24 protein-coding genes are annotated in these 21,692 nt (G+C 68.9%); 20 read left to right on the top strand and 4 right to left on the bottom strand.

What is annotated here, in order from left to right; all coding sequences use genetic code 11:
• The first annotated feature begins 5 nt into the window (after positions 1-5).
• The 3 genes from B9C99_RS15000 to B9C99_RS14990 all read left to right on the top strand — a co-directional run bounded on the left by B9C99_RS15000 (position 6) and on the right by B9C99_RS14990 (position 2,713).
• Positions 6-185: a 4-oxalocrotonate tautomerase family protein gene (locus B9C99_RS15000; RefSeq protein WP_060652983.1), complete on the top strand. Its 180-nt coding sequence runs from the start codon at positions 6-8 to the stop codon at positions 183-185.
• Between the two features lie 111 nt (positions 186-296).
• Positions 297-1,430, top strand: a complete 1,134-nt coding sequence (locus B9C99_RS14995) for an acyl-CoA dehydrogenase family protein (RefSeq protein ID WP_088898422.1) — start codon at positions 297-299, stop codon at positions 1,428-1,430.
• Positions 1,430-2,713, top strand: a complete 1,284-nt coding sequence (locus tag B9C99_RS14990) for an acyl-CoA dehydrogenase family protein (protein WP_088898421.1) — start codon at positions 1,430-1,432, stop codon at positions 2,711-2,713. Before B9C99_RS14995 ends, B9C99_RS14990 begins: the two co-directional genes overlap by 1 nt.
• A 27-nt stretch (positions 2,714-2,740) precedes the next feature.
• On the opposite strand, the gene B9C99_RS14985 is transcribed toward B9C99_RS14990, so the two are convergent.
• The gene (locus B9C99_RS14985; RefSeq protein ID WP_088898420.1) at positions 2,741-3,226 is read right to left on the bottom strand and encodes a MarR family winged helix-turn-helix transcriptional regulator; all 486 of its coding nucleotides are present in this window, start codon (positions 3,224-3,226) and stop codon (positions 2,741-2,743) included.
• A gap of 108 nt (positions 3,227-3,334) precedes the next feature.
• Here B9C99_RS14985 and B9C99_RS14980 point away from each other — a divergent pair, with 108 nt between their 5' ends.
• The 10 genes from B9C99_RS14980 to B9C99_RS14935 all read left to right on the top strand — a co-directional run bounded on the left by B9C99_RS14980 (position 3,335) and on the right by B9C99_RS14935 (position 13,837).
• Positions 3,335-4,123 carry a dioxygenase gene (locus B9C99_RS14980; protein ID WP_088898419.1) on the top strand — a complete coding sequence of 263 codons (789 nt, stop codon included), beginning with the start codon at positions 3,335-3,337 and terminating at the stop codon, positions 4,121-4,123.
• A 44-nt stretch (positions 4,124-4,167) separates the two neighbouring features.
• Positions 4,168-5,751 (top strand): anthranilate synthase component I, encoded by a 1,584-nt coding sequence (locus B9C99_RS14975; protein ID WP_186455095.1) that lies wholly within the window; start codon positions 4,168-4,170, stop codon positions 5,749-5,751.
• Positions 5,748-6,413 (top strand): TIGR02234 family membrane protein, encoded by a 666-nt coding sequence (locus tag B9C99_RS14970; RefSeq protein ID WP_088898417.1) that lies wholly within the window; start codon positions 5,748-5,750, stop codon positions 6,411-6,413. Before B9C99_RS14975 ends, B9C99_RS14970 begins: the two co-directional genes overlap by 4 nt.
• Positions 6,414-6,504: 91 nt before the next feature.
• Positions 6,505-7,314, top strand: coding sequence for an indole-3-glycerol phosphate synthase TrpC (gene trpC / locus B9C99_RS14965; RefSeq protein WP_016696041.1), 810 nt, complete (start codon positions 6,505-6,507; stop codon positions 7,312-7,314).
• A gap of 112 nt (positions 7,315-7,426) precedes the next feature.
• Positions 7,427-8,689, top strand: coding sequence for a tryptophan synthase subunit beta (gene trpB, locus B9C99_RS14960; RefSeq protein WP_088898416.1), 1,263 nt, complete (start codon positions 7,427-7,429; stop codon positions 8,687-8,689).
• Complete coding sequence (trpA, locus tag B9C99_RS14955; protein ID WP_060652878.1) at positions 8,686-9,489, top strand: tryptophan synthase subunit alpha; 804 nt, start codon at positions 8,686-8,688, stop codon at positions 9,487-9,489. Before trpB ends, trpA begins: the two co-directional genes overlap by 4 nt.
• Positions 9,486-10,523, top strand: coding sequence for a prolipoprotein diacylglyceryl transferase (lgt, locus tag B9C99_RS14950; protein ID WP_016696044.1), 1,038 nt, complete (start codon positions 9,486-9,488; stop codon positions 10,521-10,523). The genes trpA and lgt overlap by 4 nt, the downstream gene beginning before the upstream one ends.
• Positions 10,520-11,443, top strand: coding sequence for a TM2 domain-containing protein (locus tag B9C99_RS14945; RefSeq protein WP_088898415.1), 924 nt, complete (start codon positions 10,520-10,522; stop codon positions 11,441-11,443). The genes lgt and B9C99_RS14945 overlap by 4 nt, the downstream gene beginning before the upstream one ends.
• Before the next feature lie 91 nt (positions 11,444-11,534).
• Complete coding sequence (gene pyk / locus B9C99_RS14940) at positions 11,535-12,956, top strand: pyruvate kinase (RefSeq protein WP_060652879.1); 1,422 nt, start codon at positions 11,535-11,537, stop codon at positions 12,954-12,956.
• On the top strand, positions 12,953-13,837 hold the full coding sequence (locus tag B9C99_RS14935; RefSeq protein ID WP_085468362.1) for an acyl-CoA thioesterase II: 885 nt from the start codon (positions 12,953-12,955) through the stop codon (positions 13,835-13,837). The genes pyk and B9C99_RS14935 overlap by 4 nt, the downstream gene beginning before the upstream one ends.
• Here B9C99_RS14935 and B9C99_RS14930 read toward each other — a convergent pair.
• Positions 13,804-14,301, bottom strand: a complete 498-nt coding sequence (locus B9C99_RS14930) for a MarR family winged helix-turn-helix transcriptional regulator (protein ID WP_088898414.1) — start codon at positions 14,299-14,301, stop codon at positions 13,804-13,806. The genes B9C99_RS14935 and B9C99_RS14930 overlap by 34 nt on opposite strands.
• Positions 14,298-14,915, bottom strand: coding sequence for a type 1 glutamine amidotransferase family protein (locus tag B9C99_RS14925; protein WP_172414967.1), 618 nt, complete (start codon positions 14,913-14,915; stop codon positions 14,298-14,300). Before B9C99_RS14925 ends, B9C99_RS14930 begins: the two co-directional genes overlap by 4 nt.
• A 329-nt stretch (positions 14,916-15,244) precedes the next feature.
• On the opposite strand from B9C99_RS14925, the gene B9C99_RS14920 reads away from it, so the two are divergent.
• From B9C99_RS14920 to B9C99_RS14905, 4 genes are read left to right on the top strand one after another with little or no spacing between them, the layout of a single operon-like run.
• Positions 15,245-16,294 (top strand): isopenicillin N synthase family oxygenase, encoded by a 1,050-nt coding sequence (locus B9C99_RS14920; RefSeq protein WP_172414972.1) that lies wholly within the window; start codon positions 15,245-15,247, stop codon positions 16,292-16,294.
• Between the two features lie 60 nt (positions 16,295-16,354).
• Positions 16,355-17,191: a MetQ/NlpA family ABC transporter substrate-binding protein gene (locus B9C99_RS14915; RefSeq protein WP_016696051.1), complete on the top strand. Its 837-nt coding sequence runs from the start codon at positions 16,355-16,357 to the stop codon at positions 17,189-17,191.
• On the top strand, positions 17,191-18,210 hold the full coding sequence (locus B9C99_RS14910) for a methionine ABC transporter ATP-binding protein (protein ID WP_088898412.1): 1,020 nt from the start codon (positions 17,191-17,193) through the stop codon (positions 18,208-18,210). The genes B9C99_RS14915 and B9C99_RS14910 overlap by 1 nt, the downstream gene beginning before the upstream one ends.
• Positions 18,211-18,223: 13 nt before the next feature.
• Positions 18,224-18,892 carry a methionine ABC transporter permease gene (locus tag B9C99_RS14905; protein ID WP_016696053.1) on the top strand — a complete coding sequence of 223 codons (669 nt, stop codon included), beginning with the start codon at positions 18,224-18,226 and terminating at the stop codon, positions 18,890-18,892.
• 36 nt (positions 18,893-18,928) lie between these two features.
• On the opposite strand, the gene B9C99_RS14900 is transcribed toward B9C99_RS14905, so the two are convergent.
• Entirely contained in the window at positions 18,929-19,960 is a 1,032-nt protein-coding gene (locus B9C99_RS14900; protein WP_088898411.1) for an iron-siderophore ABC transporter substrate-binding protein, read from the bottom strand.
• Positions 19,961-20,262: 302 nt separating this feature from the next.
• On the opposite strand from B9C99_RS14900, the gene B9C99_RS14895 reads away from it, so the two are divergent.
• From B9C99_RS14895 to B9C99_RS14885, 3 genes are all read left to right on the top strand, one after another.
• On the top strand, positions 20,263-20,544 hold the full coding sequence (locus tag B9C99_RS14895; RefSeq protein ID WP_225623573.1) for a hypothetical protein: 282 nt from the start codon (positions 20,263-20,265) through the stop codon (positions 20,542-20,544).
• Positions 20,545-20,624: 80 nt separating this feature from the next.
• A complete protein-coding gene (locus B9C99_RS14890; protein ID WP_088898409.1) occupies positions 20,625-21,029 on the top strand; it encodes a response regulator transcription factor in 405 nt (134 codons plus the stop codon).
• Between the two features lie 259 nt (positions 21,030-21,288).
• Positions 21,289-21,648 carry an NADH-quinone oxidoreductase subunit A gene (locus B9C99_RS14885; RefSeq protein WP_016935086.1) on the top strand — a complete coding sequence of 120 codons (360 nt, stop codon included), beginning with the start codon at positions 21,289-21,291 and terminating at the stop codon, positions 21,646-21,648.
• Positions 21,649-21,692 lie beyond the last annotated feature (44 nt).

Genomic DNA, 21,692 nt, shown 5'->3' with positions numbered 1-21,692 from the left:
CCCGCATGCCTCTCATCCAGATCAGTCAGACGCCGGGCCTGTCCGACGAGCAGAAGGCCGAGGTGATCGCCGCGGTCACCCGCGCGTACGCCGAGGCATCGGGCAAGAATCCGTCGTCGGTGTGGGTGACGATCACCGAGGTGCCCCGCGAGAATTGGGGTGTGGGCGGAACTCCGCTCGGCTGAACCGACTCGGTCCACCCGAGTCCGTCCTCGCGTACCCCTTTCGCATTCGATGAGAATAGTGTTCTCTGTATCGAGAGCGCTATGTTCTGACGACGGGGTGAAGGGGCACGCATGCTGTTGGATCCGAATCCGGATCAGGAGTTCTTCCGCGACACCACGGCACGGTTCCTCGCAGAGAAGGTGCCGCCGGACGGGATCCGCCGCCTCCGCGACGATCCGGACGGCTTCGCAGCCGACTACTGGCGCGCCGGAGCCGAACTCGGATGGACCGGCCTGCTCGTCGACGAGGACCACGGCGGAGGATCGCTGAGTGGTCTCGGTCTCGTCGATCTCACGCTGGTCGCGCATGAGTTCGGGCGTCACGCCGCCCCCGGCCCGCTGTGTCCGACGAACGTCGCCGCGGAGATGCTCGGCCGATACGGGAACGACCACGAGGAAGCGCTGGTGGCGCTGCTCGCAGGCAGCGCCACCGCAGCCTGGTGCCTGGACGAACCGCGCGCCGGCAGCCGGACCGCCACCGCGCCCGTCGAGATCCGGATCGACGGCGACGAGGTGGTCGTCACCGGCACCAAACGCCCCGTCGAAGCCGGTGCCACCGCCGCGCTCCTGCTCGTGACCGGTCGGACCGGGCAGGACGTGACGAACGTGCTCGTGCCCCGCCACACGGACGGAGTGACGGTCACACCACTGCAGTCGATCGACGTCACGCGGCGCTACGCCGCGGTCCATTTCGACGAGGTGCGCGTGCCGCTGAGCTCCGTCGTCGGCGAACCCGGCGGGGGAGCGGACGACGCCGCCCGCACCCGGCGGGCCGCGCTCGTCATCTCCGACGCCGAATCCGTCGGGGCGCTGCAAGCGGTCTTCGACCTCACCGTCGCGTGGGCGTTCGACCGCTATGCCTTCGGTCGCCCGCTCGCGTCCTATCAGGAACTCAAGCACCGGTTCGCCGACATGAAGACCTGGCTCGAGGCGAGTCATGCCATCGCCGACCGGGCGGCCGGAGCGGTCGCGACATCGAGCCCCGATGCGGACGAACTCCTCTGCGCCGCAAAGGCCTACATAGGGCAGTACGGCGGCGAGCTGGTACAGGACTGCATCCAGATCCACGGCGGGATCGGCGTGACCTACGAACACGATCTGCACCTCTATGCGCGACGCGCGGCCGCGAACCGCTCCGGCTTCGGCACCCCGGCCGAACATCGTGCCCGTCTCGCCGACATCGCCGAACTCCGGGAGGCATCCTGATGACCCTCGACACCTCGGACAGGGCCGACGTGACCGAGACGTTCGACGAGTTCCGGGCACGGGCGCGGGCGTGGATCGACGCCAACCTGGAACGCTCCGACTCCGCGGCCTACATCGGGGTGCTCCGCCCTGAGGCATCCGACGAGGAGGAACTGGCCCTCGTCCGGCGCGAGCGCGACATCCAGCGGGCGATGTTCGACGCGGGCTTCGCCGGCATCTGCTTTCCCCGCGAGTACGGCGGGCAGGGGCTGCCGCGCGCCTACCAGCAGGTGTTCGACGAGGAACTCGCCGGCTACGAATATCCGTCCCGTCTGCAGGTGCCCACCTTCGTGCCGTGCGCGGCGGTGCTGCTCGAATTCGGGACCGAGGAACAGAAACGCCGCCATATCCCCGCCATCCTGAAGGGCGAGGAACTGTGGATGCAGATGCTCTCCGAACCCAGCGGTGGATCCGACGTCGCCGCCGCCGTCACCACCGCGGTCCGCGACGGTGAGGACTGGATCCTCAACGGATCGAAGATCTGGACCACCGGTGCGTGGTGGTCGGACTGGGCGCTGTGCCTGGCCCGCACCAACTGGGACGTCCCGAAGAACCGGGGCCTGACCGTCTTCATGATTCCGCTGAAGCAGCCCTCGGTCGAGGTGCACCGCATCGAGATGCTCAGCGGCTCGAAGGAGTTCTGCCAGGAATTCCTGACGGATGTGCGTGTCCCCGACAGCGACCGGCTCGGCGAGGTCGACGACGGCTGGACCGTGGGTACCCGCTGGATGTTCCACGAGCGCATGTACCGGAACTCGCCGTACACGACGATCCCGGCGGGGGTCTCGCGCGGCGCCTCGCGGATGCCCGAGCTGTTCGCCGTGGCCCGCGACGCCGGCCGGCTCGACGACCCGCTCGCCCGCGACCTCCTCGGGGAGGCGCGGATGCTCGAACTGGTCAAGCAGTCCCTCGAACAGCGGGTGTCCACGGGCGTGGCGACGCGGACCATGTCGGACCAGGCCGCGAGCATCGCCCGCCTGATGTCCGGTGTCGTGGAGAGCCGCCTCGTCACGATCGGCTACGAGTTCACCGACGCCAACGGTGCCGCCTGGGACGAGGCCGACGGAGCGGTCGCGCAGCGCGGCGTCGACCATCTGATGCGGCAGGTGTGGTGCATCGCGGGCGGGACGACGGAGATGGCGCGCAACGCCATCAGCGAACGCGTGCTCGGCATGCCGCGTGAGCGCAGCCACGACCCGAACATCCCGTTCCGGGACGTGCCGAGGAGCCGCCCCGCCACGTGACGGGCGCACGGCGGGTGGGGCGATAGCTCAGGCCTTGCCGATACCGCCGGCGATCCCCTCGTCGATCTGCTCGACCAGGGCGGAGCCCAGGCGCGCGAGCGCGCGCACCTGGTCGTCGTCGAGGCCGTCGAACACGAGCCTGCGCACCGCCTCGACGTGGCTCGGTGCCGCCTCGACGACGGTGTCGTAGCCGGCATCGGTGAGCACTGCGTACGAACCGCGACTGCCCGGCACCGGTTCGCGTCGAACCCAGCCGCGCTTCTCGAGGCGCGTGACGACGTGCGAGAGCCGTGACAGCGACGCGTTGGCCTCGGCGGCGAGAGCGTTGAGGCGCAGTCGACGCTCGGGGTTCTCGGAGAGCAGTGCGAGGACGAAGTACTCGAAGTGCGTCATGTCGGAGTCGCGCTGCATCTGGGTGTCGAGCGCGGCCGGCAGTCGCGTGATGACGGAGACGAGCGCCCGCCAGGCGTTCTGCTGCGTCGGATCGAGCCACCGCGGGTCCTCGTTGCTCATGCCTGCTCCTCGCTCGCTCGGTCGTTGTCGCACCCGGCCGGGGAATGGGAATGGCCGCGCGACGGGTTCTCCTCTATGATACTTGAAGCTTCAACTTGAGGGGATGTCATGACCACCGATTCCGCGACCACGCCCGCCTTGTTCCTCAGTCACGGCGCCCCGCCGCTCGTCGACAGCGAACTGTGGGTGTCGCAGCTGCAGCGCTGGGCAGGCGACCTGCCGCACCCCACGGCGATCCTCATGGTCTCGGCGCACTGGGAATCCGCCCCGCTGACCATCGGGTCGACGACCACCGGCACCCCGCTCGTGTACGACTTCGGGGGATTCCCGCGCCGCTTCTACGAGGTGACCTACACCAGCCCCGGCGCCCCCGAACTGGCCCGGCAGGTCGCGGCACTCATGCCCGACGACGAACCGGTGGTGCAGCAACCGCACCGCGGACTCGACCACGGTGCCTACGTGCCGCTGACCGTCATGTACCCGGACGCCGACATCCCGGTGCTGCAGATCTCCCTGCCCACACTGGATCCGGAACGCCTGCTGCACCTGGGCGCACGACTGCGTCCGCTGCGCGAGCAGGGCGTACTCATCATCGGCTCCGGATTCACCACGCACGGTCTGCCCTTCCTGCGCGACCCGCGTCCCGAGGCACTCGCGCCGGGCTGGTCCGCGGAGTTCGACCACTGGACCGCCGAGCAGCTCGCGCGCGGCGACGTCGACGCGCTGCTCGACTTCCGGCACCGCGCACCGGGCATGCCGTACGCGCATCCGACGGTCGAGCACTTCGCCCCGCTGTTCGTCACCCTCGGTGCCTCCGACGCTCCCGGCCGCGGCATCGACCAGGTCGTCGACGGGTTCTGGATGGGCCTGGCCAAGCGCTCGTTCCAGGTCGCCTGACGGCGGCTGCAGAGCCGGACGAGGTCCCTGGGATGATGGGGCGCATGTCCGGCGAGCCCACCACCATTCCCGCAGCCACCACCGACTCCTCGGGTGGCGGCCGTTCCGATTCGACGACCACCCGCGAGCAGTTCCGCCAGCTGGCAGCCGAGCACCGCGTGGTCCCGGTGACCCGCAAGGTGCTCGCGGACGCGGAGACCCCGTTGTCGGCCTACCGCAAGCTCGCGGCAGACCGCCCCGGAACCTTCCTGCTCGAGTCAGCGGAGAACGGCCGGTCGTGGTCGCGGTGGTCGTTCATCGGCGCCGGGAGCCCGGCCGCGCTGACCGTCGTCGACGGCGACGCCGCCTGGTACGGCAACGTCCCGGCCGGCGCGCCCACGGGTGGCAACCCCGTCGACGTCCTCGGCGAGACCCTCCAGTTGCTCCACACGGACCGCATCCACGGATTGCCGCCTCTCACCAGCGGCATGGTCGGCTATCTCGGCTACGACGTCGTCCGTCATCTCGAGAAGCTGCCGACGCTCGCCGAGGACGATCTGCAGATCCCCGAGATGGTGATGCTGCTGGCGACCGACCTCGCGGCCGTCGACCACCACGAGGGCATGATCTGGCTCATCGCCAACGCCGTGAACTGGGACGGCTCCGACGAACGCGTCGACGACGCCTACGACGACGCCGTCGCCCGCCTCGATCGGATGACCGCGGCGCTCGCCGCGCCCGCACCGGCCACCGTCGCGACCTATTCACGACCCGAACCCGACTACCGCCGTCAACGCACCACCGAGTCGTTCTGCACGGACGTCCGCAAACTGATCGGTGACATCGAGGCCGGTGAGGCCTTCCAGGTGGTGCTCTCGCAGCGCTTCGAGATCGACTGCGACGCAGAGCCGATCGACGTCTACCGGATGCTCCGCGCGTCCAACCCCAGCCCGTACATGTTCCTGCTCCACATCCCCGGCCCGGACGGCGAGACGGCCTTCTCGATCGTCGGGTCGAGCCCGGAGGCGCTCGTGACGGTCTCGGACGGGGTGGCCACCACCCATCCCATCGCCGGGACCCGGTGGCGCGGCGCGAACGAGGAGGAGGACATCCTGCTCGAGAAGGACCTCGTCCACGACGAGAAGGAGAACGCCGAGCACCTCATGCTCGTCGATCTCGGCCGCAACGATCTCGGCCGGGTGTGCACGCCGGGCACCGTCGAGGTGCACGACTACCGCCACATCGAGCGGTACAGCCACGTGATGCACCTCGTCTCCACGGTCACCGGGCGACTCGCGGAGGGCAAACACGCCCTCGACGCCGTCACGGCGTGCTTCCCCGCCGGGACCCTGTCGGGGGCGCCGAAGGTGCGCGCGATGGAACTGATCGAGGAACTCGAACCCACCCGCCGCGGCATCTACGGCGGCATCGTCGGCTATCTCGATTTCGCGGGCGACGCCGACACCGCCATCGCCATCCGCTCCGCGCTCGTCAAGGACGGCGTCGCCTACGTACAGGCGGGCGCCGGCATCGTCGCAGACTCCGACCCGGAGGCCGAGGACACCGAGGCCCGCAACAAGGCCATGTCCGCCCTCGCCGCCGTGGCCGCCGCATCCACCCTCACCACCTACGGCGGTGACGCACGGTGACCGCGGAGACGCCGGACGCCGGCCCCACCACCGGACGCCGGCGCCGGCCGACCGTGATCGCCGCCCTGCTGCTCGGGGTCGGTGCAGCCCTGTTGTGGGCATCGAGCCGGATGTCGTGGGTCACCGCCGTCTCGTCCGACGGACTCGGGATCGACCGCGTCGACGACCTCGAGGGTGGCCGCTGGGCGGCGGCACTGACCCCGCTCGCTCTCGTGCTGCTCGCGGCGGTCGCCGCCGTCTTCGCGGTGCGTGGCCTCGCGCTGCGTCTCGTCTCGCTCGTGGTCGCGGTCGTCGCCGTCGCGGCCGCGATCCCCGCCGTCCGGTTGCTCACCGGCGACGCAGACCCCGAGACCGCGGCCGGTGTCGCCGCGCTGCCCGACCGCGCGACCGTGACCGCCGTCCAGACCTATCCGCTGCCGGCCGTCCTCACGATCGTCGGCGCCGTCGCGGCCCTCGCTGCGGCGGTGACGCTGTGGCGCACCCCGCGCGAGGCGGCCGGACTGTCGTCGAAGTACGACGCCCCGGCAGCACGTCGCGAGGCGGTCGCCCGGCGCGCCGAGAACGACGAACCCCTGTCCGAACGCGGTCTGTGGGACGCGCTGGATGCAGGTGAGGATCCCACGGACGACGGTGGCGAGGGTGATACGGACACCCGCCGGTGACCGCTGTAAACCACTTCACTACTCTTCTAGACAGATCCGATGAGCTTGATCACATCGGGATTGAGCAGGGTGGGAAAGGACTCGAGCCACGATGACAGTTCTCGATTCGATTCTCGAAGGAGTGCGAGCAGACGTCGCCGCCCGTGAGGCGGCCCTCGATCTCGCCTCCGTCAAGGCTGCGGCCGCGGCCGCACCCCCGCCGATCGACGCCAAGGCCGCGCTGCGCGAACCGGGCATCGCGGTCATCGCCGAGGTCAAGCGTGCCAGCCCCTCGAAGGGTGCTCTCGCCGACATCGCCGATCCCGCCGAGCTCGCTGCAGCGTACGAGTCCGGAGGCGCTCGCGCCATCAGCGTTCTCACGGAGGAACGCCGATTCCACGGCAGCCTCGCCGATCTCGACGCAGTCCGTCGCGCTGTCCGCATTCCCGTGCTGCGCAAGGACTTCGTGGTCGGTCCCTACCAGATCCACGAGGCGCGGGCACACGGAGCCGACATCGTGCTCCTCATCGTCGCGGCCCTCGAGCAGACCGTGCTGACGGCGCTGATCGACCGCGTCGAGTCGCTCGGCATGACCGCGCTGGTCGAGGCGCACACCGAAGAGGAGGCCGACCGCGCCCTCGAAGCCGGCGCCACCGTCATCGGGATCAACGCCCGCAACCTCAAGACCCTCGAGGTCGACAAGACGACCTTCTCGCGCATCGCGCCGGGCCTGCCCAGCAACGTGCTCAAGATCGCCGAGTCGGGTGTTCGCGGCCCGGCCGATCTGCTCGCGTACGCGGGCGCGGGCGCCGACGCGGTGCTCGTCGGAGAGGGACTGGTGACCAGTGGGGATCCGCGCCAGGCAGTCGCCGAACTGGTGACGGTGGGCACGCATCCGTCGTGCCCCAAGCCGGCACGCTGACCGTCCCGGCCGGTCCGGACCCCCACGTGATCCGCGTCGCGTGGTGGGGCAGACTGGACGCGTGACTGCAGACGATTCCGCACTTTCCGCCAAGGGCCGAGGGCTTCCTTCGATGAGCGAAGCCCTCGCCACTCCGACCGCGCACGAACCCGACGTCCGCGGCCATTTCGGAGTCTTCGGTGGCCGCTATGTGCCCGAGGCGCTCATGGCGGTGATCGAGGAGGTCACCGCTGCCTACGAGAAGGAACGCGTCGATCCCGGCTTCCTGGCCGAACTCGACCGCCTGCAGCGCGACTACACCGGACGCCCGTCTCCGGTCTACGAGGCCACCCGCCTGAGCGAACACGCCGGCGGAGCGCGCATCTTCCTCAAGCGCGAGGATCTCAACCACACCGGCTCACACAAGATCAACAACGTGCTCGGGCAGGTACTGCTCGCCAAGCGCATGGGTAAGACCCGCGTGATCGCCGAGACCGGCGCCGGCCAGCACGGCGTCGCCACCGCCACCGCATGCGCGCTGCTCGGTCTCGAATGCCGCGTCTACATGGGCGAGGTCGATACCGAACGGCAGGCCCTCAACGTCGCGCGCATGCGTCTGCTCGGCTCCGAGGTCATCGCCGCCAAGACCGGATCGCGCACCCTCAAGGACGCGATCAACGAGGCGATGCGCGACTGGGTCACCAACGCCGACAACACCTACTACTGCTTCGGCACCGCCGCCGGCCCGCATCCCTTCCCGGCGATGGTCCGCGACTTCCAGCGCATCATCGGCCTCGAAGCGCGCGCCCAGATCCGCGAGCTCACCGGTCGTCTGCCCGATGCCGTCGTCGCCTGCGTCGGTGGCGGATCGAACGCGATCGGCATCTTCCACCCGTTCATCGACGACCCGTCCGTCAAGCTCGTCGGCTGCGAGGCCGGGGGAGACGGGGTGGAGACCGGACGGCACGCCGCCACCATCGGCGGCGGCACCCACGGTGCCCTGCACGGCGCGTTCTCGTATCTGCTGCAGAACGAGGACGGCCAGACCATCGAATCGCATTCGATCTCCGCCGGTCTCGACTATCCCGGCGTCGGCCCCGAACATGCCTGGCTCGCCGACACCGGCCGGGCCGAGTACCGCGCCGTCACCGACAGCGAGGCCATGGAGGCCTTCGCGCTGCTGTGCCGCACCGAGGGCATCATCCCCGCCATCGAGTCGGCACACGCCGTCGCCGGTGCCGTCAGGCTCGGCCCCGAGCTCGGCAAGGGCGCCATCGTCCTGGTCAACCTCTCCGGCCGCGGGGACAAGGACGTCGACACCGCCGCCAAGTGGTTCGGCTACCTGCCGACCGACGAGTCCGCCGACCGGACCGGCACCGAAGGAGCAGCCCAGTGAGCGCCCCGCACGAACGCCTGACCGAGATCTTCGCGACCTGCCGTGCGGAGAATCGCGCCGCACTGGTCGGCTACCTGCCGGTTGGCTATCCCACCGTCGAGCGTTCCGTCGAGGCGATGAAGACCCTCGTCGAGGGCGGCTGCGATCTCATCGAGGTCGGCATCCCCTACAGCGACCCGGTCATGGACGGCACCACCATCCAGAACGCGGCATTCGAAGCGATCGCCAACGGCGTCCGGGTCCGCGACGTCTTCCCGGCCGTCGAGGCGATCACCGCCGCCGGTGGCGCCGCGGTCGTGATGACCTACTGGAACCTCGTGCTCAAGTACGGCGTCGAGAACTTCGCCCGTGACCTCGCGGCCGCGGGTGGACTCGGCATCATCACCCCCGACCTCGTCCCGGACGAAGCGGAGGAATGGATCGCCGCGGCCGACAAGTACGGACTCGGCAGGATCTTCCTGGTCGCACCGTCGTCGACCAACGAGCGCCTCGCGACCACCCTCGACAAGTGCCGCGGCTTCGTCTACGCCACCTCGACCATGGGTGTCACCGGCGCCCGCGACAGCGTCGACAACCGCGCGCCGGAGATCGTCGCCCGGGTGCGCACGCACTCCGAGATCCCGGTCGGTGTCGGTCTCGGTGTGCGCAACGGTGCCCAGGCCGCGGAGATCGCGGGCTACGCAGACGGCGTGATCGTCGGCTCCGCGCTGGTCTCCGCTGTGGCCGAGGGACACGACGCGTTGCTCGCACTGACTCGGGATCTCGCGAAGGGCGTTCGCTCCGCTAACGTGCACTCGTGACATCCACTGCCTCTGTTCTGGCCTATCTGCCGAGTCCGCCGCAGGGCGTCTGGTATCTCGGACCCTTCGCCCTCCGCGCCTACGCCCTGTGCATCATCGTCGGGATCGTCGTGGCGATCTGGTGGGGCGACCGCCGCTGGGTCGCACGCGGCGGACAGGCCGGCACCGTCCTCGACATCGCCGTGTGGGCGGTGCCCTTCGGCCTGATCGGTGGGCGGCTCTACCACGTCGCCACCGACTGGCAGAAGTACTTCGGAGACGGCAACGACCCCGTCGACGCCCTGAAGATCTGGGAAGGCGGCCTCGGCATCTGGGGTGCGGTCGCCTTCGGTGCGCTCGGTGCGTGGATCGGGTGCCGTCGGCGGGGGATCCCGCTGCCGGCCTTCGGGGACGCCCTCGCCCCGGCGATCCTGCTGGCGCAGGCCATCGGACGCCTCGGCAACTGGTTCAACCAGGAACTCTACGGTCGCGAGACCACGGTGGCGTGGGGACTCGAGATCTACGAACGGCGCAACGACGCGGGGCAGGTCGCGCCCGGGTTGGTCGACGGCGTGTCCACCGGCGAGGTGGCCTTCGTCGTGCACCCGACCTTCCTCTACGAGCTGCTGTGGAACCTCGCCGTCGTGCTGCTGCTGGTGTTCGTCGACCGGAAGTTCACGATCGGCCACGGACGCTTGTTCGCCCTGTACGTAGCCGGGTACTGCGCGGGCCGGTTCTGGATCGAGCTGATGCGCACCGACGCGGCGACCCAGATCGCGGGTATCCGGATCAACTCGTTCACCTCGGGCATCGTATTCGTGCTCGCGGTCGCCTACTTCGTCCTCGCACGTAAGGGCCGCGAGGACCCCGCGACGCTGAACCCGGTTGCCGGGAACGCGGACGCAGAGCCGGCCGCACAGGACGAGGGCGGGGCGGCCGCAGACGAGGCCGCGCCCACTTCGGAGCCGGCCGATGCGGAGTCGGACAGCTCGTCGTCCGCCGCCGGTAGAGTCGACGAAGCGACATCCGGAGACAGCAAAGGGGATCACTCGTGACCACACAGGACCCGGGAACTTCGGGAGCATCCGATTCGGAGCCTGCCAAGCCGGAGCCCGACACGACGGAGCCTGCCAAGCCCGACCTGACCAAGCGGAGCGAGTCCGCCTCCGGCGCCGACACGCCGGAGCGGTCCTCGGAGAGCGAGCACACCCCGCCGCCCGATCTCGGACGCGCGTTCGACTACGACGCCACCGCGCAGGCATCGTTGTCCGCTCAACCGCCCACCCTCGACTCCCTCGGTGGTGCCACCGGCACTCCGGGACCGGGATGGGACACCTACTCGGGTGTGGGCAACGGACCGGGCTGGGGAACCACGCCCAGCTATCCGCCGCCGGCCGACCACGAGTCCGACTATCCGCCGCCGGGCGACTATCCCTACGGCGAGCATCAGGGCCGGCCCGAGAGCGGCACCGGACCGGTCTACGGGACACCCGATCCGCACTACCCGATCGGGTCCCCGCAGCAGGATCCGTCGCAGGGCCGCTACACCGGTCCGCAGGGATCGCACCAGGCACCGGGTTACGGTCCGCCGCCGCAGGGTGGGCAGGGTTACGGCCCACCGCCGCAGGGCGGACAGGGTTACGGTCCGCCGCCCGGCTACGGGGTGATGCCCGCCTACGGTTACCCCGACCCGTCGAACCCGTACGGTCGCGACGCCGCGGCGCCCTTCGGACGCGATCCCTACACGGGCGAGCCGTACTCCGACAAGAGCAAGGTCACCGCGGGTGTGCTGGAGATCCTGCTCGGCGCCTTCGGTGCCGGCCGCTTCTACCTCGACCAGCCGGGTACGGCGGTCGCGCAGATCGCCGTCACGTGGCTCACCTGCGGTATCGGGGGCATCTGGCCGCTGATCGACGGCATCCTCATGCTCACCGGCAAGGTCCGCGACAAGAACGGACGCCAGCTCCGTCCGTGACATCCCGACGTCTCCGTCCCATCGGCACCCCGGCGACACGCACCGGGGTGCTGGGATGGAGGGTCGCAGGCTCGGAGGCTAGGCTCGAAGCGTGACCCGACGCACCAAGATCGTTTGCACTATGGGGCCGGCCACCGCCGACCCCGATGTCCTGCGGAATCTCGTCGACGCCGGAATGGACGTCGCCCGCCTGAATTTCAGCCACGGTGAACACGCCGACCACGAGGGCCACTACAACCGGGTCCGCGCTGCGTCGGAGGCCTCCGGGCACGCCGTAGGCATCCTCGCCGATCTCCAGGGGCCGAAGATCCGGCTCGGACGATTCGCCGAGGACCGCACCGTGTGGGAACACGGTGAAGTGGTCCGCATCACCGTCGACGACGTGGTCGGAGACCACGACCGCGTCTCGACCACCTACAAGGAACTCGCCCAGGACGCCGTCGCCGGCGACCGGTTGCTCGTCGACGACGGCAAGGTCGGTCTGGTCGTCGAGGCGGTCGAGGGCAACGACGTCGTCTGCCGCGTCATCGAGGGCGGGCCCGTCAGCAACAACAAGGGTGTCTCCCTGCCGGGGATGAACGTCTCCGTTCCGGCCATGTCGGAGAAGGACATCGAGGACCTCGAGTTCGCCCTGCGCCTCGGTGTCGACTTCATCGCCCTGTCGTTCGTGCGGTCGCCGGCCGACGTCGAACTCGTTCACGAGGTCATGGACCGCGTCGGGCGGCACGTGCCGGTGATCGCCAAGCTCGAGAAGCCCGAGGCCGTCGAGAATCTCGAGGCCGTGGTCCTCGCCTTCGACGCGGTCATGGTGGCGCGCGGCGACCTCGGCGTCGAACTTCCGCTCGAGGAAGTACCACTCGTGCAGAAGCGCGCGATCCAGATCGCACGCGAGAACGCCAAGCCCGTCATCGTCGCGACGCAGATGCTCGAATCGATGATCGAGAACTCGCGTCCCACCCGCGCCGAGGCCTCCGACGTGGCCAACGCCGTGCTCGACGGCACCGACGCCGTGATGCTCTCGGGTGAGACCTCCGTCGGCAAGTTCCCCGTCGAAACGGTCCGCACGATGGCGCGCATCATCGCCGCCGTCGAGTCGGATTCGACGGAAGTACCTGCGCTGACGCACGTTCCGCGCACCAAGCGCGGTGTCATCTCGTACGCCGCCCGCGACATCGGCGAGCGTCTCGACGCCAAGGCGCTCGTCGCGTTCACCCAATCGGGCGACACTGTGCGACGACTCGCGCGGCTGCACACCCCGCTGCCGCTGCTCGCCTTCACGCCCGTCCCGCACATCCGCAACCAGCTGGCGCTGACGTGGGGCACCGAGACCTTCTCGGTCGAGCCGGTCGACACCACCGACCAGATGGTCGAGCAGGTCGACGCGGCGTTGCTGTCGCTGGGGCGGTACCAGCGCGGCGACCTCGTGGTGATCGTCGCCGGAGCGCCTCCGGGACGCTCGGGTTCGACCAATCTCATCCACGTGCACCGGCTGGGCGAGAAAGACACTCGGTGACACTGTCGGACACAACGGATCTCGACGTTCTCCTCGGCCTCCTCGATCTGGAGCAGGTCGAGGAGAACGTCTTCCGTGGCGGTCATCCCGCGCAGGTCGGCAGCCGCACCTTCGGTGGCCAACTCGTCGCGCAGGCGCTCATCGCGGCCGGACGCACCGTCGGTGACCGTCCCGTGCACGCGATCAACGCGCACTTCATCCGGGGCGGCGACGTCAAGCGGCCCATCGACTACCACGTCGTCACCCACCGGGACGGCCGCGACTTCGCGAACCGGATGGTCACCGCCTACCAGGACGACCAGGAACTGTTCGTCATGCTCGCCGCCTTCCAGCGGTGGGGCAAGGGCCTCGAACACTCGGTGACCGTTCCCGATGTTCCACTGCCCGAAGCACTTCCGCCGATCGGCGAACGTCTCCGCGGTTTCGAGGAGCAGTTGCCGCATTTCGTCGGCGCGCTCAAGCCGATCGACATGCGGTACGCCAACGACCCCGCCTGGGTGTTGCGGGGAACGGGGGAGAAGCTCGGCCACAACCGCGTGTGGATGCGCGCCGACGGGCAACTTCCCGACGATCCGCTGCTCCACGTCGCCACGCTGGCCTACGCGTCCGACACGACCGTCCTCGACTCGATCCTCACCACCCACGGCCTGTCGTGGGGACTCGACCGGATCGTGGCGGCGACGGTCAATCATTCGATCTGGTTCCACCGTCCGCTCCGCTTCGACGAATGGCACCTGTACGCCACGGAATCCCCGGTGGCCGCCGGTTCCCGCGGGATGGCGACGGGCCGCTACTTCACCATCGAGGGCGAACTCGTCGCGACCGTCGTGCAGGAAGGGCTCATCCGTCACTTCCCGCCGCGTCGCCCGTCGGGGAGCTGATCGGCCGATCGATCGAGGGCAGCCGACAGCGCGCGCATGCCCTCCACGATCCGTGCCAGTTCCTCGGTCCCGGTCTCCCCGCACAGGGCCCGCGCGGCGTCGGCCTGAGCGGGACCGATGGCCCGGATCGCGTCGCGCCCGGCCGGCGTTATCGCGACGAGCTTGGCGCGACGGTGCGCCGGATTGGGACGGTACTCCGCCAGGCCCTTGTCGACGAGGAGATCCGCGATGCGCTGGACGCTCTGCCGCGTGATGCCCATTTCGCGGGCGATCGCGGACACCGGCAGCGGAGCGGGGGAGACCGCACCGAGGACCTGCCACCAGGCCGCGGTCAGGCCGACGGGACGCGCCAGGGTCTCGGCCAGCGCGAGGAACTGCCCGTTGAGCCGGAAGGCTGTCAGTGCGGCCGCGCTGAGCAGCTCGGCCTCGGCCGGGTGCCGCTCGGCCGCGTGCTGCTCCGTCACGAGCCGGAGGACATGAGCTCGTAGTAGCCGCGCGGGTCGCGCTCGCCGTAGAGGGCGTACCAGGCGTCGAGCACGCGCGGTTCGTAGATGTCGAGGCGGGCGAGGATCGCGCGGGCGAAGTCGACGGGGGCGATGCCGCTCGCGGTGATGAGATCGCCGTCCGTGACCGCAGGTTCGTCCCGATACAGATCGGCGCCCCCGTAGCCGATGCCCTGCAGGAATTCGAGAGCGTTGCTCGTGTGCGGTCGCTCGTCGAGCAGGCCGACTGCCGCGAGCGCCCCGGTCGCGCCGCAGATCGCAGCCACCGGAACGCCGGCGTCGAGGAACTGCCGGGTCTTGTCGACGAAGGGGGCGTAGGCGTCGGTCGGCCAGATGTCGTTGCCCGCGAGGATCAGCATCGCGCTGTTCTCCGGCGTCACGTCCGCGAGCACGGTGTCGGGGAGGATGCGGAGTCCGCCCTTCGTCGTGACCGGTTCCGGCGTGGCTCCGACCGTGCGGACGCGATACCGGCCGGGACTGCGCTGCCATTCCGGATCTGCGATGTGCGGCGTGACGTATCCGATCTCCCAGTCCGCCAGGGTGTCGTACACGGCGACGTGAACTGTTTCGGTCATGACAGCATACTGGCAAAAAAGCAGCATGCTGTCAATGGTGTCGAATCGTCGATCCAGGGTGATTTGCCGGGTGGTCGCGGAGGCGATTAGCCTTGATCAGGACCACGTCGTGGCACTGTCGTCGAAGGTCGCATGCGACCTCATCGGAGGAGAACATGGGCAACACCCACACGCAGACTGTGAGCACACGCGCTCGACGCGCCGTGGCTCCTGCGTGTTGTCGTTGCCGCTGATCGCCCCCTGTCCGGGGCTTCTCGCACTGCTCTCACGATTCCCCTGAGTCCGCTGTGACCGACGATCCGGCGGTGACCGGGAATTCCTCGCATCCGATGCGGTTCGAAAGGCACATCATGTCCGATTCGGCGGTATTGCCCGTCATCGATCTGTCCGATCTCGACGGCGACGAAACAACGCGCAACGCCCTGCTCGATCGTCTCCGGGAGGCCACCCACGAGATCGGGTTCTTCCATCTCGCCGGTCACGGGATCGATCCCGCGCTCGCCGACGAACTGGTCGCGGCGGCCCGCGAGTTCTTCGCCCTCCCCGAGGCGGACAAGCTCGCGATCGAGAACATCCGCTCACCCCACTTCCGCGGCTACACCCGTGTCGGCGGCGAACGCACCCAGGGCTACGTCGACTGGCGCGAACAACTCGACATCGGCCCGGAACGCGACGCCGTCGCCGAGATCGACCCCGACCGCCCCTGGGAGGTGCTGCACGGCCCCAATCTGTGGCCCGAGCAGGTCCCCCGACTGCGTGAACTGGCCCTGCGCTGGATCGACGAGGCCGGCGACGTCGGGCGCCGACTGCTCGGCGCATGGGCCGAGTCCCTCGGCGCCCCCGCCGATCACTTCGAGGATGCCTTCGCCGATCCCGACCCGCTGCTGAAGATCGCACGGTATCCCGGCCACGACCGCTCGGTCACCGATCAGGGAGTCGGCAGCCACAAGGACGTCGGCGCGCTGACGTTGCTCTACCCCGAACCCGGCAGCACCGGATTCCAGGTCGAAGGCGACGGCCGGTGGGTCGACATCGACCCGCTCCCAGGGCATTTCATCGTCAACATCGGCGAACTCCTCGAGGTCGCCACCGGCGGTTACCTCCAGGCGACCGTCCACCGCGTGCTGCCGCCCCCGGCGGGCACCGACCGCGTGTCGCTGCCCTTCTTCCTCAATCCCGGTCTCGACCGCGAACTCCCACCGGTGGAGCTGCCCGCGGACCTCGCCGCGGTCGCCCGTGGCGTGGGCCCCGACGCGCACGGCGGCACGCTGCACGCCGTCTACGGCCTCAACGCACTCAAGTCCCGCCTCCGGGCACACCCGAACGTGGCGGAGCGTTTTCACGCGGATCTCCTCGCCCGCTTCGCCGCACCCCGATAATCGATCTGTCCGTCCCGCATGTCCAACGTCCCCGCATTTCCAACGGAAGGTATCCACCCGATGTCACTGCGTCGTATCGTCGTCGCGTCCGCCGCGCTCACCCTCGCTGCGGGCCTCGCGGCCTGCTCGTCGTCCGAAGGGGACGACACCACCCTCCGGATCTCGGCGTCGTCCACCCCGCACGTCGAGATCCTCGACCAGATCGTGAGCACCGGGGCGCTGGGCGACTACGAACTCGACATCGTCGAGATCACCGGTGAGGTCGATCCCAACGAACTGCTCGAGGCCGGCGACGTCGACGCGAACTTCTTCCAGCACGAGCCCTACCTGACGGACTGGCAGAAACAGAAGGGTGTCGACGACCTCGTCGCCGTCGCCGACGTGCATCTCGAGCCCATCGGGCTCTACTCGAACAAGATCGCCTCGCTCGACGAGTTGAAGGACGGCGACACCGTCGCCGTGCCGCGCGACACCACCAACTACGCCCGCGCGCTGTACCTGCTCGAATCGGCCGGTCTGCTCGAGATGGACGTGCCGTTCGAGGAGGCCGACCTGTCGGTGGTCACCGAATCGAACATCACCGCCAACCCGAAGAACCTCAACCTGGTCGGCATCGAGCGTCCGCAGCTCGCCCGTCAGCTCGACGACGCACAGATCACCGCCGCCGTGATCAATTCCAACTACGCGCTCGAAGCCGGACTGAACCCGGCCGAGGACGCCATCGTCACCGAAGAGGTCGAGGACAACCCCTTCTCCAACCTGCTCGTCGTGCGGGCCGAGAACGAGAACGACCCGGCCGTGACCGCCCTGGCCGAGGCCCTCGAGTCGCCCGAGACGGCTGCCTGGATCGAGGAGACCTACTCCGGCGCCGTGCTGCCGGTCCACCCGACGAACTGATGATCGTCGTCGAGAACCTCGTCAAGACCTTCCCCGGAGCCGGACGCTCCGGGGAGGTCGCGGCGCTGCGAGGGGTGTCGCTCGAGATCCCGGACGGCGAGATCTACGGCATCGTGGGTCCGTCCGGATCCGGCAAGTCCACGCTGCTGCGCTGCCTGAACCTGCTCGAGCGGCCCACCTCGGGACGGATCCTGCTCGGTAAGGACGACCTGTCGACCCTGTCCGGTGCGGAACTGCGCGCGGCCCGTCGACGGATCGGGACGGTCTTCCAGCAGTTCAACCTGCTGCACTCGCGCACCGTGATCCGGAACGTCGAGTTCCCCCTCGAAGTGGCCGGGATCGGCAAGGAACAGCGCCGCACGCGGGCGCTCGAGCTGCTCGATCTCGTCGGCCTGGCCGGCAAGGGGGAGAGCTACCCCTCGCAGTTGTCCGGTGGTCAGCAGCAGCGCGTGGGCATCGCTCGCGCACTCGCCGCAGAACCCGAGGTGCTGCTGTGCGACGAGGCGACGAGCGCCCTGGACCCGGACACCACCGATCAGGTCCTCGATCTGGTCGCCGAGGTGAACAGACGACTCGGTGTCACGGTCGTGGTGATCACCCACGAACTCGGGGTGCTGCGCCGGATCTGCAGCTCGGCCGCTCGGCTCGATGCCGGACAGGTGGTCGAGACGGGCCGGATCGTCGATCTCGTCGCCGATCCCGAGTCGGCGCTCGGGCACGCGCTCGTCCCGGTCGGCACCGACCCGTCGACGGGTTCGGGTGCCGACACGGCTCTGGTCACCGCGATCGGTGATGCCGCGCACGGTCCGTGGCTCGCGGAGATGATCCGCGCGATCGACGCCGACATCGCTGTGGTCGGTGGCCGGGTCGAACAGGTCGGCAGCGTCACCGTGGGCCGGATGCGCCTGCGGTTCACTGCGGGCACCGATCGGGCACTCATCGAGGGCTTCGTGGCCGAACGCCCGTATCTGAGCCTGGCGTGGGGGACGGAAGCCGAACTGGAGGGACTCACGGAATGACGGTGCAGGCGCGATGAACAAACTGCAGTGGTACGACGCCTTCCCGGAGGTGTGGGAAGCCACCCTCGAGACGCTCTACATGGTTGCGGTGTCCTTCGTGCTCACCGTCGTCGGTGGTGTGTTGGTCGGGATCGTGTTGCAGTTGACGTCACCGTCCGGGCTGTGGCCCCGCAGGACGCTCAACACCGTCCTCGGCGTGATCGTCAACCTGTTCCGGTCGCTTCCCTTCCTCATCCTGCTGATCGCGCTGATCGGGTTCACCCGCTTCATCGTGGGTACCGCGATCGGGCCGACCGCGGCGATCGTGCCGTTGACCATCGGTGCCATCCCGTTCTTCGGCCGGATCGTCGAATCCGCTCTGCGGGAGGTGCCCCGGGGCCGGGTCGAGGCGGCCCAGGCGATGGGAGCCACCAACGCGCAGATCGTGCGCAAGGTGCTGTTGCCCGAAGCGCTGTCCCCGCTGATCGCCGGTGCCACCCTCACCCTCGTGCTGCTGGTGGGCTATTCGGCCATGGCCGGTGTCATCGGTGGTGGCGGTCTCGGCGACTTCGCGATCGTCTACGGCTACCAGCGGTTCAACACGCCGGTGCTGTTGCTCGCGGTGGTCGTCCTCATCGTGATGGTGCAGATCATGCAGTCGATCGGTGATCTGATGGTCCGCAGGCTCGCGCACCGGCGGTGACGCCCGAGAGCCGGGCGCACCACCGGTGCGTCCGGCTCAGCGGTCGAGCTTCGCGATCGCCTCGTCGACGAGCGGGACGTAGCGGTCGATCGACCACGGCACGGTGAGCGGATTGATCATCGACGATCCCGTGACGAACGGCTGTTCCTCCGGCGCGACGAGCGACCCGCGCGCAATCGCCGGAATCTGCTGGTAGACGGGCTGCGATTCGATCTCCGCGCGGTTCGCCGGGTCGGAATAGAACGTGAAGATCAGATCCGAGTCCTTCAGCAGTCCGGCGTTCTCGAGCCCGATGACCGCCGAGTCGGTGCCCTCGGTCTCCTCGAGAGTGTTCGCGACCGGGTCGACCGTCAGCCCCAGTCCGCGAACCATCGCCACGCGCTGCTCGTCGGGCATGAACACGCCCAGCGTGCCGGGGCCGGTGTTGTAGATATAGGAGAACGTCACGCCGGCGTATTCGGGGTGCGCGGCCGCAGTGCGTTCGAAGGCGTCCTCGATCCCGGTGATCAGATCCAGTGATTCGTCGTGCTTGCCGAGCGCGGTGCCGATGGTCTCGATCTGGTCCTGCCAGGTGATCGTCCACGGCAGTTCGGGATAGGCGACGGTCGGAGCGATCGCCGACAGCAGGTCGTACTGCTCCTGCGTGATCCCGGACCACGGCGCGAGGATGACATCCGGGGCGAGTCGGGCGATCGCCTCGACGTCCACCTCGGTGCCGCCGGTGAACTGCTCGGGCAGCGGCTCGCCGCGTTCGGTCAGTTCCTCGTGGATCCAGGGCAGGTATCCCGTTTCGTCGCTGCCCCAGGGATATTCCTCCATCCCCACCGGGGTGACGCCGAGGGCGATCGCCGTCTCGGCCGAGCCCATCCCGAGCGTCACGACCCTCTGGGGCTGCGCGTCGATCTCGGCGGTGCCCAGTGCGTGCTCGATCGCGACGGGTTCGAAGTCGCCTGTCGGAGAGCCGTTCGAGTCGTCGCCACTGCCGGCCGAGCACGCGGTGAGCGCGACGGCGGCGGCGACGAGTACGACTACCGCGCGCGGCCCGCGGCGCTGGGATCGGAATTTCATGAGTACCTCTCAGTGATGGGGGCCATGTCGAGAGGTGAGCCTAACTTTCCGGCCGGGCGGCGGGTTACCGACAGATTTCGGGGCGGTCCCCAACTTCGTGATGTCCCACAAACAGATCACGAGACGGATGTCACATTTGATAGTATTCTGTTATCGAAACCGCTCACGGCCCGAGCGGGAGAGGGGACGGCCGCACTCGGCCACCGCGGGGGTTCGCTCATCACCGACGATTCGTCGACCGGGAACGATGAGTGGATGCGGGGGTACGGGATGCGTCGTTCCGGGGAGGAACGGAGATGCTCATGGTTGCATCCACGGACAAGAAGTCCGATTCGGTGCCACGCTCGAATCGGCGGATTCTCGCGATCATCGCGCTCACGGGAATGCTCACGATCGGATTCCTGGCTGCGGTGTTCACCGGGTCGTATCTGATCGGTGCCGCATTCGCCATGCTCACCGGCGCGTGCATCGTGCTGGCGCACCTGATGATCGCGCCCGCCTCGATCATCCACGACGACGAGACGGAGACGGCCATCCGTCCCGAGATCCGCGAGCGGTGGCATCCGCTCGGTAGCGGATCCTGAGCTCGTCCCGGCCCGCCGATGTCGCGGCGCCACCGCGACACGCGGGTTCCCCGGACGGGCGGGTGTGCTCGGTTAGCATCTTGCCCGTGACCGACTCGCTGCGCATCCTCGTCTACAGCGACGATGCGACCGTGCGGCAACAGGTTCGTGATGCCCTCGGTACCCGCCTGCACCCGGATCTGCCTCCCCTCGACTACGTCGAGGTCGCGACACCGCCGGTCGTCGTCGAACGCATGCACGCCGGCGACATCGCACTCGCCGTGCTCGACGGTGAGGCCGCCCCCGCCGGCGGCATGGGTCTCGCGAAGCAACTCGAGGACGAACTCGACTCGTGCCCACCGATCATCGTGTTGATCGCCCGGGCCGACGACGAATGGCTGGCCCGCTGGTCCGGCGCCGAGGTGACGCTGCGTCATCCCGTCGACCCGATCCGGCTCGGCCGCCAGGTCCTCGCTCTGCTCACCCCTCGCTCCCGCCCCTCCTGACCCTTCCGGCGCGCGACCGCCCGGCCGCGAACTCGTATGCGGGGCCGGAGAATCTACTCTCCTTCCGGTTGTGGAGCAGCCTGACACGCCGCCCCGAATCGAGGGCGTGAAATCGCGACAAGTCCGACGCGAACAGCACTAGTGTGTGCCGTAACTCACAACCCGGAGCCGGGGTGGAACCGCCCGGTGCACGGCGGGGGTGGGTTCGCGGGCGACGAGCAGACCCGCGGCCGGATTCGCGCGAGCAACCGGAGGTCGCATGAACGCTTACGTACCGATCCTGGTACTCGGTGGCATCGCGCTTGCCTTCGCCGTCTTCTCCGTCGCGGTGGCGAGCCTCGCGGGCCCGAGCCGGTACAACCGCGCCAAGCTCGATGCGTACGAGTGCGGTATCGACCCCACACCCCAGCCGGTGGGAGGTGGCCGCTTCCCGGTGAAGTACTACCTCACCGCGATGCTGTTCATCATCTTCGACATCGAGATCGTCTTCCTGTACCCGTGGGCGGTCCATTTCGACGCACTCGGCGTCTTCGGTCTGGCAGCGATGGCGCTGTTCATGTTCAACGTCTTCGTCGCCTACGCCTACGAGTGGAAACGAGGAGGCCTGACATGGGACTGACGACCCGCATGCACAGCGGGATGTCGTGCATACGAAGGGGTTCC

The organism is Rhodococcus sp. BUPNP1 (assembly GCF_002215235.1).
Lineage (GTDB): Bacteria > Actinomycetota > Actinomycetes > Mycobacteriales > Mycobacteriaceae > Rhodococcus.
This window is presented reverse-complemented; position numbering and strand designations above follow the sequence as displayed.

Bases quoted from the DNA above. Each gene is read 5' to 3' on its own strand.
- B9C99_RS15000 (WP_060652983.1), top strand. From the start codon at position 6: ATGCCTCTCATCCAGATCAGTCAGACGCCGGGCCTGTCCGACGAGCAG.
- B9C99_RS14995 (WP_088898422.1), top strand. From the start codon at position 297: ATGCTGTTGGATCCGAATCCGGATCAGGAGTTCTTCCGCGACACCACG.
- B9C99_RS14990 (WP_088898421.1), top strand. From the start codon at position 1,430: ATGACCCTCGACACCTCGGACAGGGCCGACGTGACCGAGACGTTCGAC.
- B9C99_RS14985 (WP_088898420.1), bottom strand. From the start codon at position 3,226: ATGAGCAACGAGGACCCGCGGTGGCTCGATCCGACGCAGCAGAACGCC.
- B9C99_RS14980 (WP_088898419.1), top strand. From the start codon at position 3,335: ATGACCACCGATTCCGCGACCACGCCCGCCTTGTTCCTCAGTCACGGC.
- B9C99_RS14975 (WP_186455095.1), top strand. From the start codon at position 4,168: ATGTCCGGCGAGCCCACCACCATTCCCGCAGCCACCACCGACTCCTCG.
- trpC (WP_016696041.1), top strand. From the start codon at position 6,505: ATGACAGTTCTCGATTCGATTCTCGAAGGAGTGCGAGCAGACGTCGCC.
- trpB (WP_088898416.1), top strand. From the start codon at position 7,427: ATGAGCGAAGCCCTCGCCACTCCGACCGCGCACGAACCCGACGTCCGC.
- B9C99_RS14925 (WP_172414967.1), bottom strand. From the start codon at position 14,915: ATGACCGAAACAGTTCACGTCGCCGTGTACGACACCCTGGCGGACTGG.
- B9C99_RS14920 (WP_172414972.1), top strand. From the start codon at position 15,245: ATGCGGTTCGAAAGGCACATCATGTCCGATTCGGCGGTATTGCCCGTC.
- B9C99_RS14915 (WP_016696051.1), top strand. From the start codon at position 16,355: ATGTCACTGCGTCGTATCGTCGTCGCGTCCGCCGCGCTCACCCTCGCT.
- B9C99_RS14910 (WP_088898412.1), top strand. From the start codon at position 17,191: ATGATCGTCGTCGAGAACCTCGTCAAGACCTTCCCCGGAGCCGGACGC.
- B9C99_RS14905 (WP_016696053.1), top strand. From the start codon at position 18,224: ATGAACAAACTGCAGTGGTACGACGCCTTCCCGGAGGTGTGGGAAGCC.
- B9C99_RS14900 (WP_088898411.1), bottom strand. From the start codon at position 19,960: ATGAAATTCCGATCCCAGCGCCGCGGGCCGCGCGCGGTAGTCGTACTC.
- B9C99_RS14895 (WP_225623573.1), top strand. From the start codon at position 20,263: ATGGTTGCATCCACGGACAAGAAGTCCGATTCGGTGCCACGCTCGAAT.
- B9C99_RS14885 (WP_016935086.1), top strand. From the start codon at position 21,289: ATGAACGCTTACGTACCGATCCTGGTACTCGGTGGCATCGCGCTTGCC.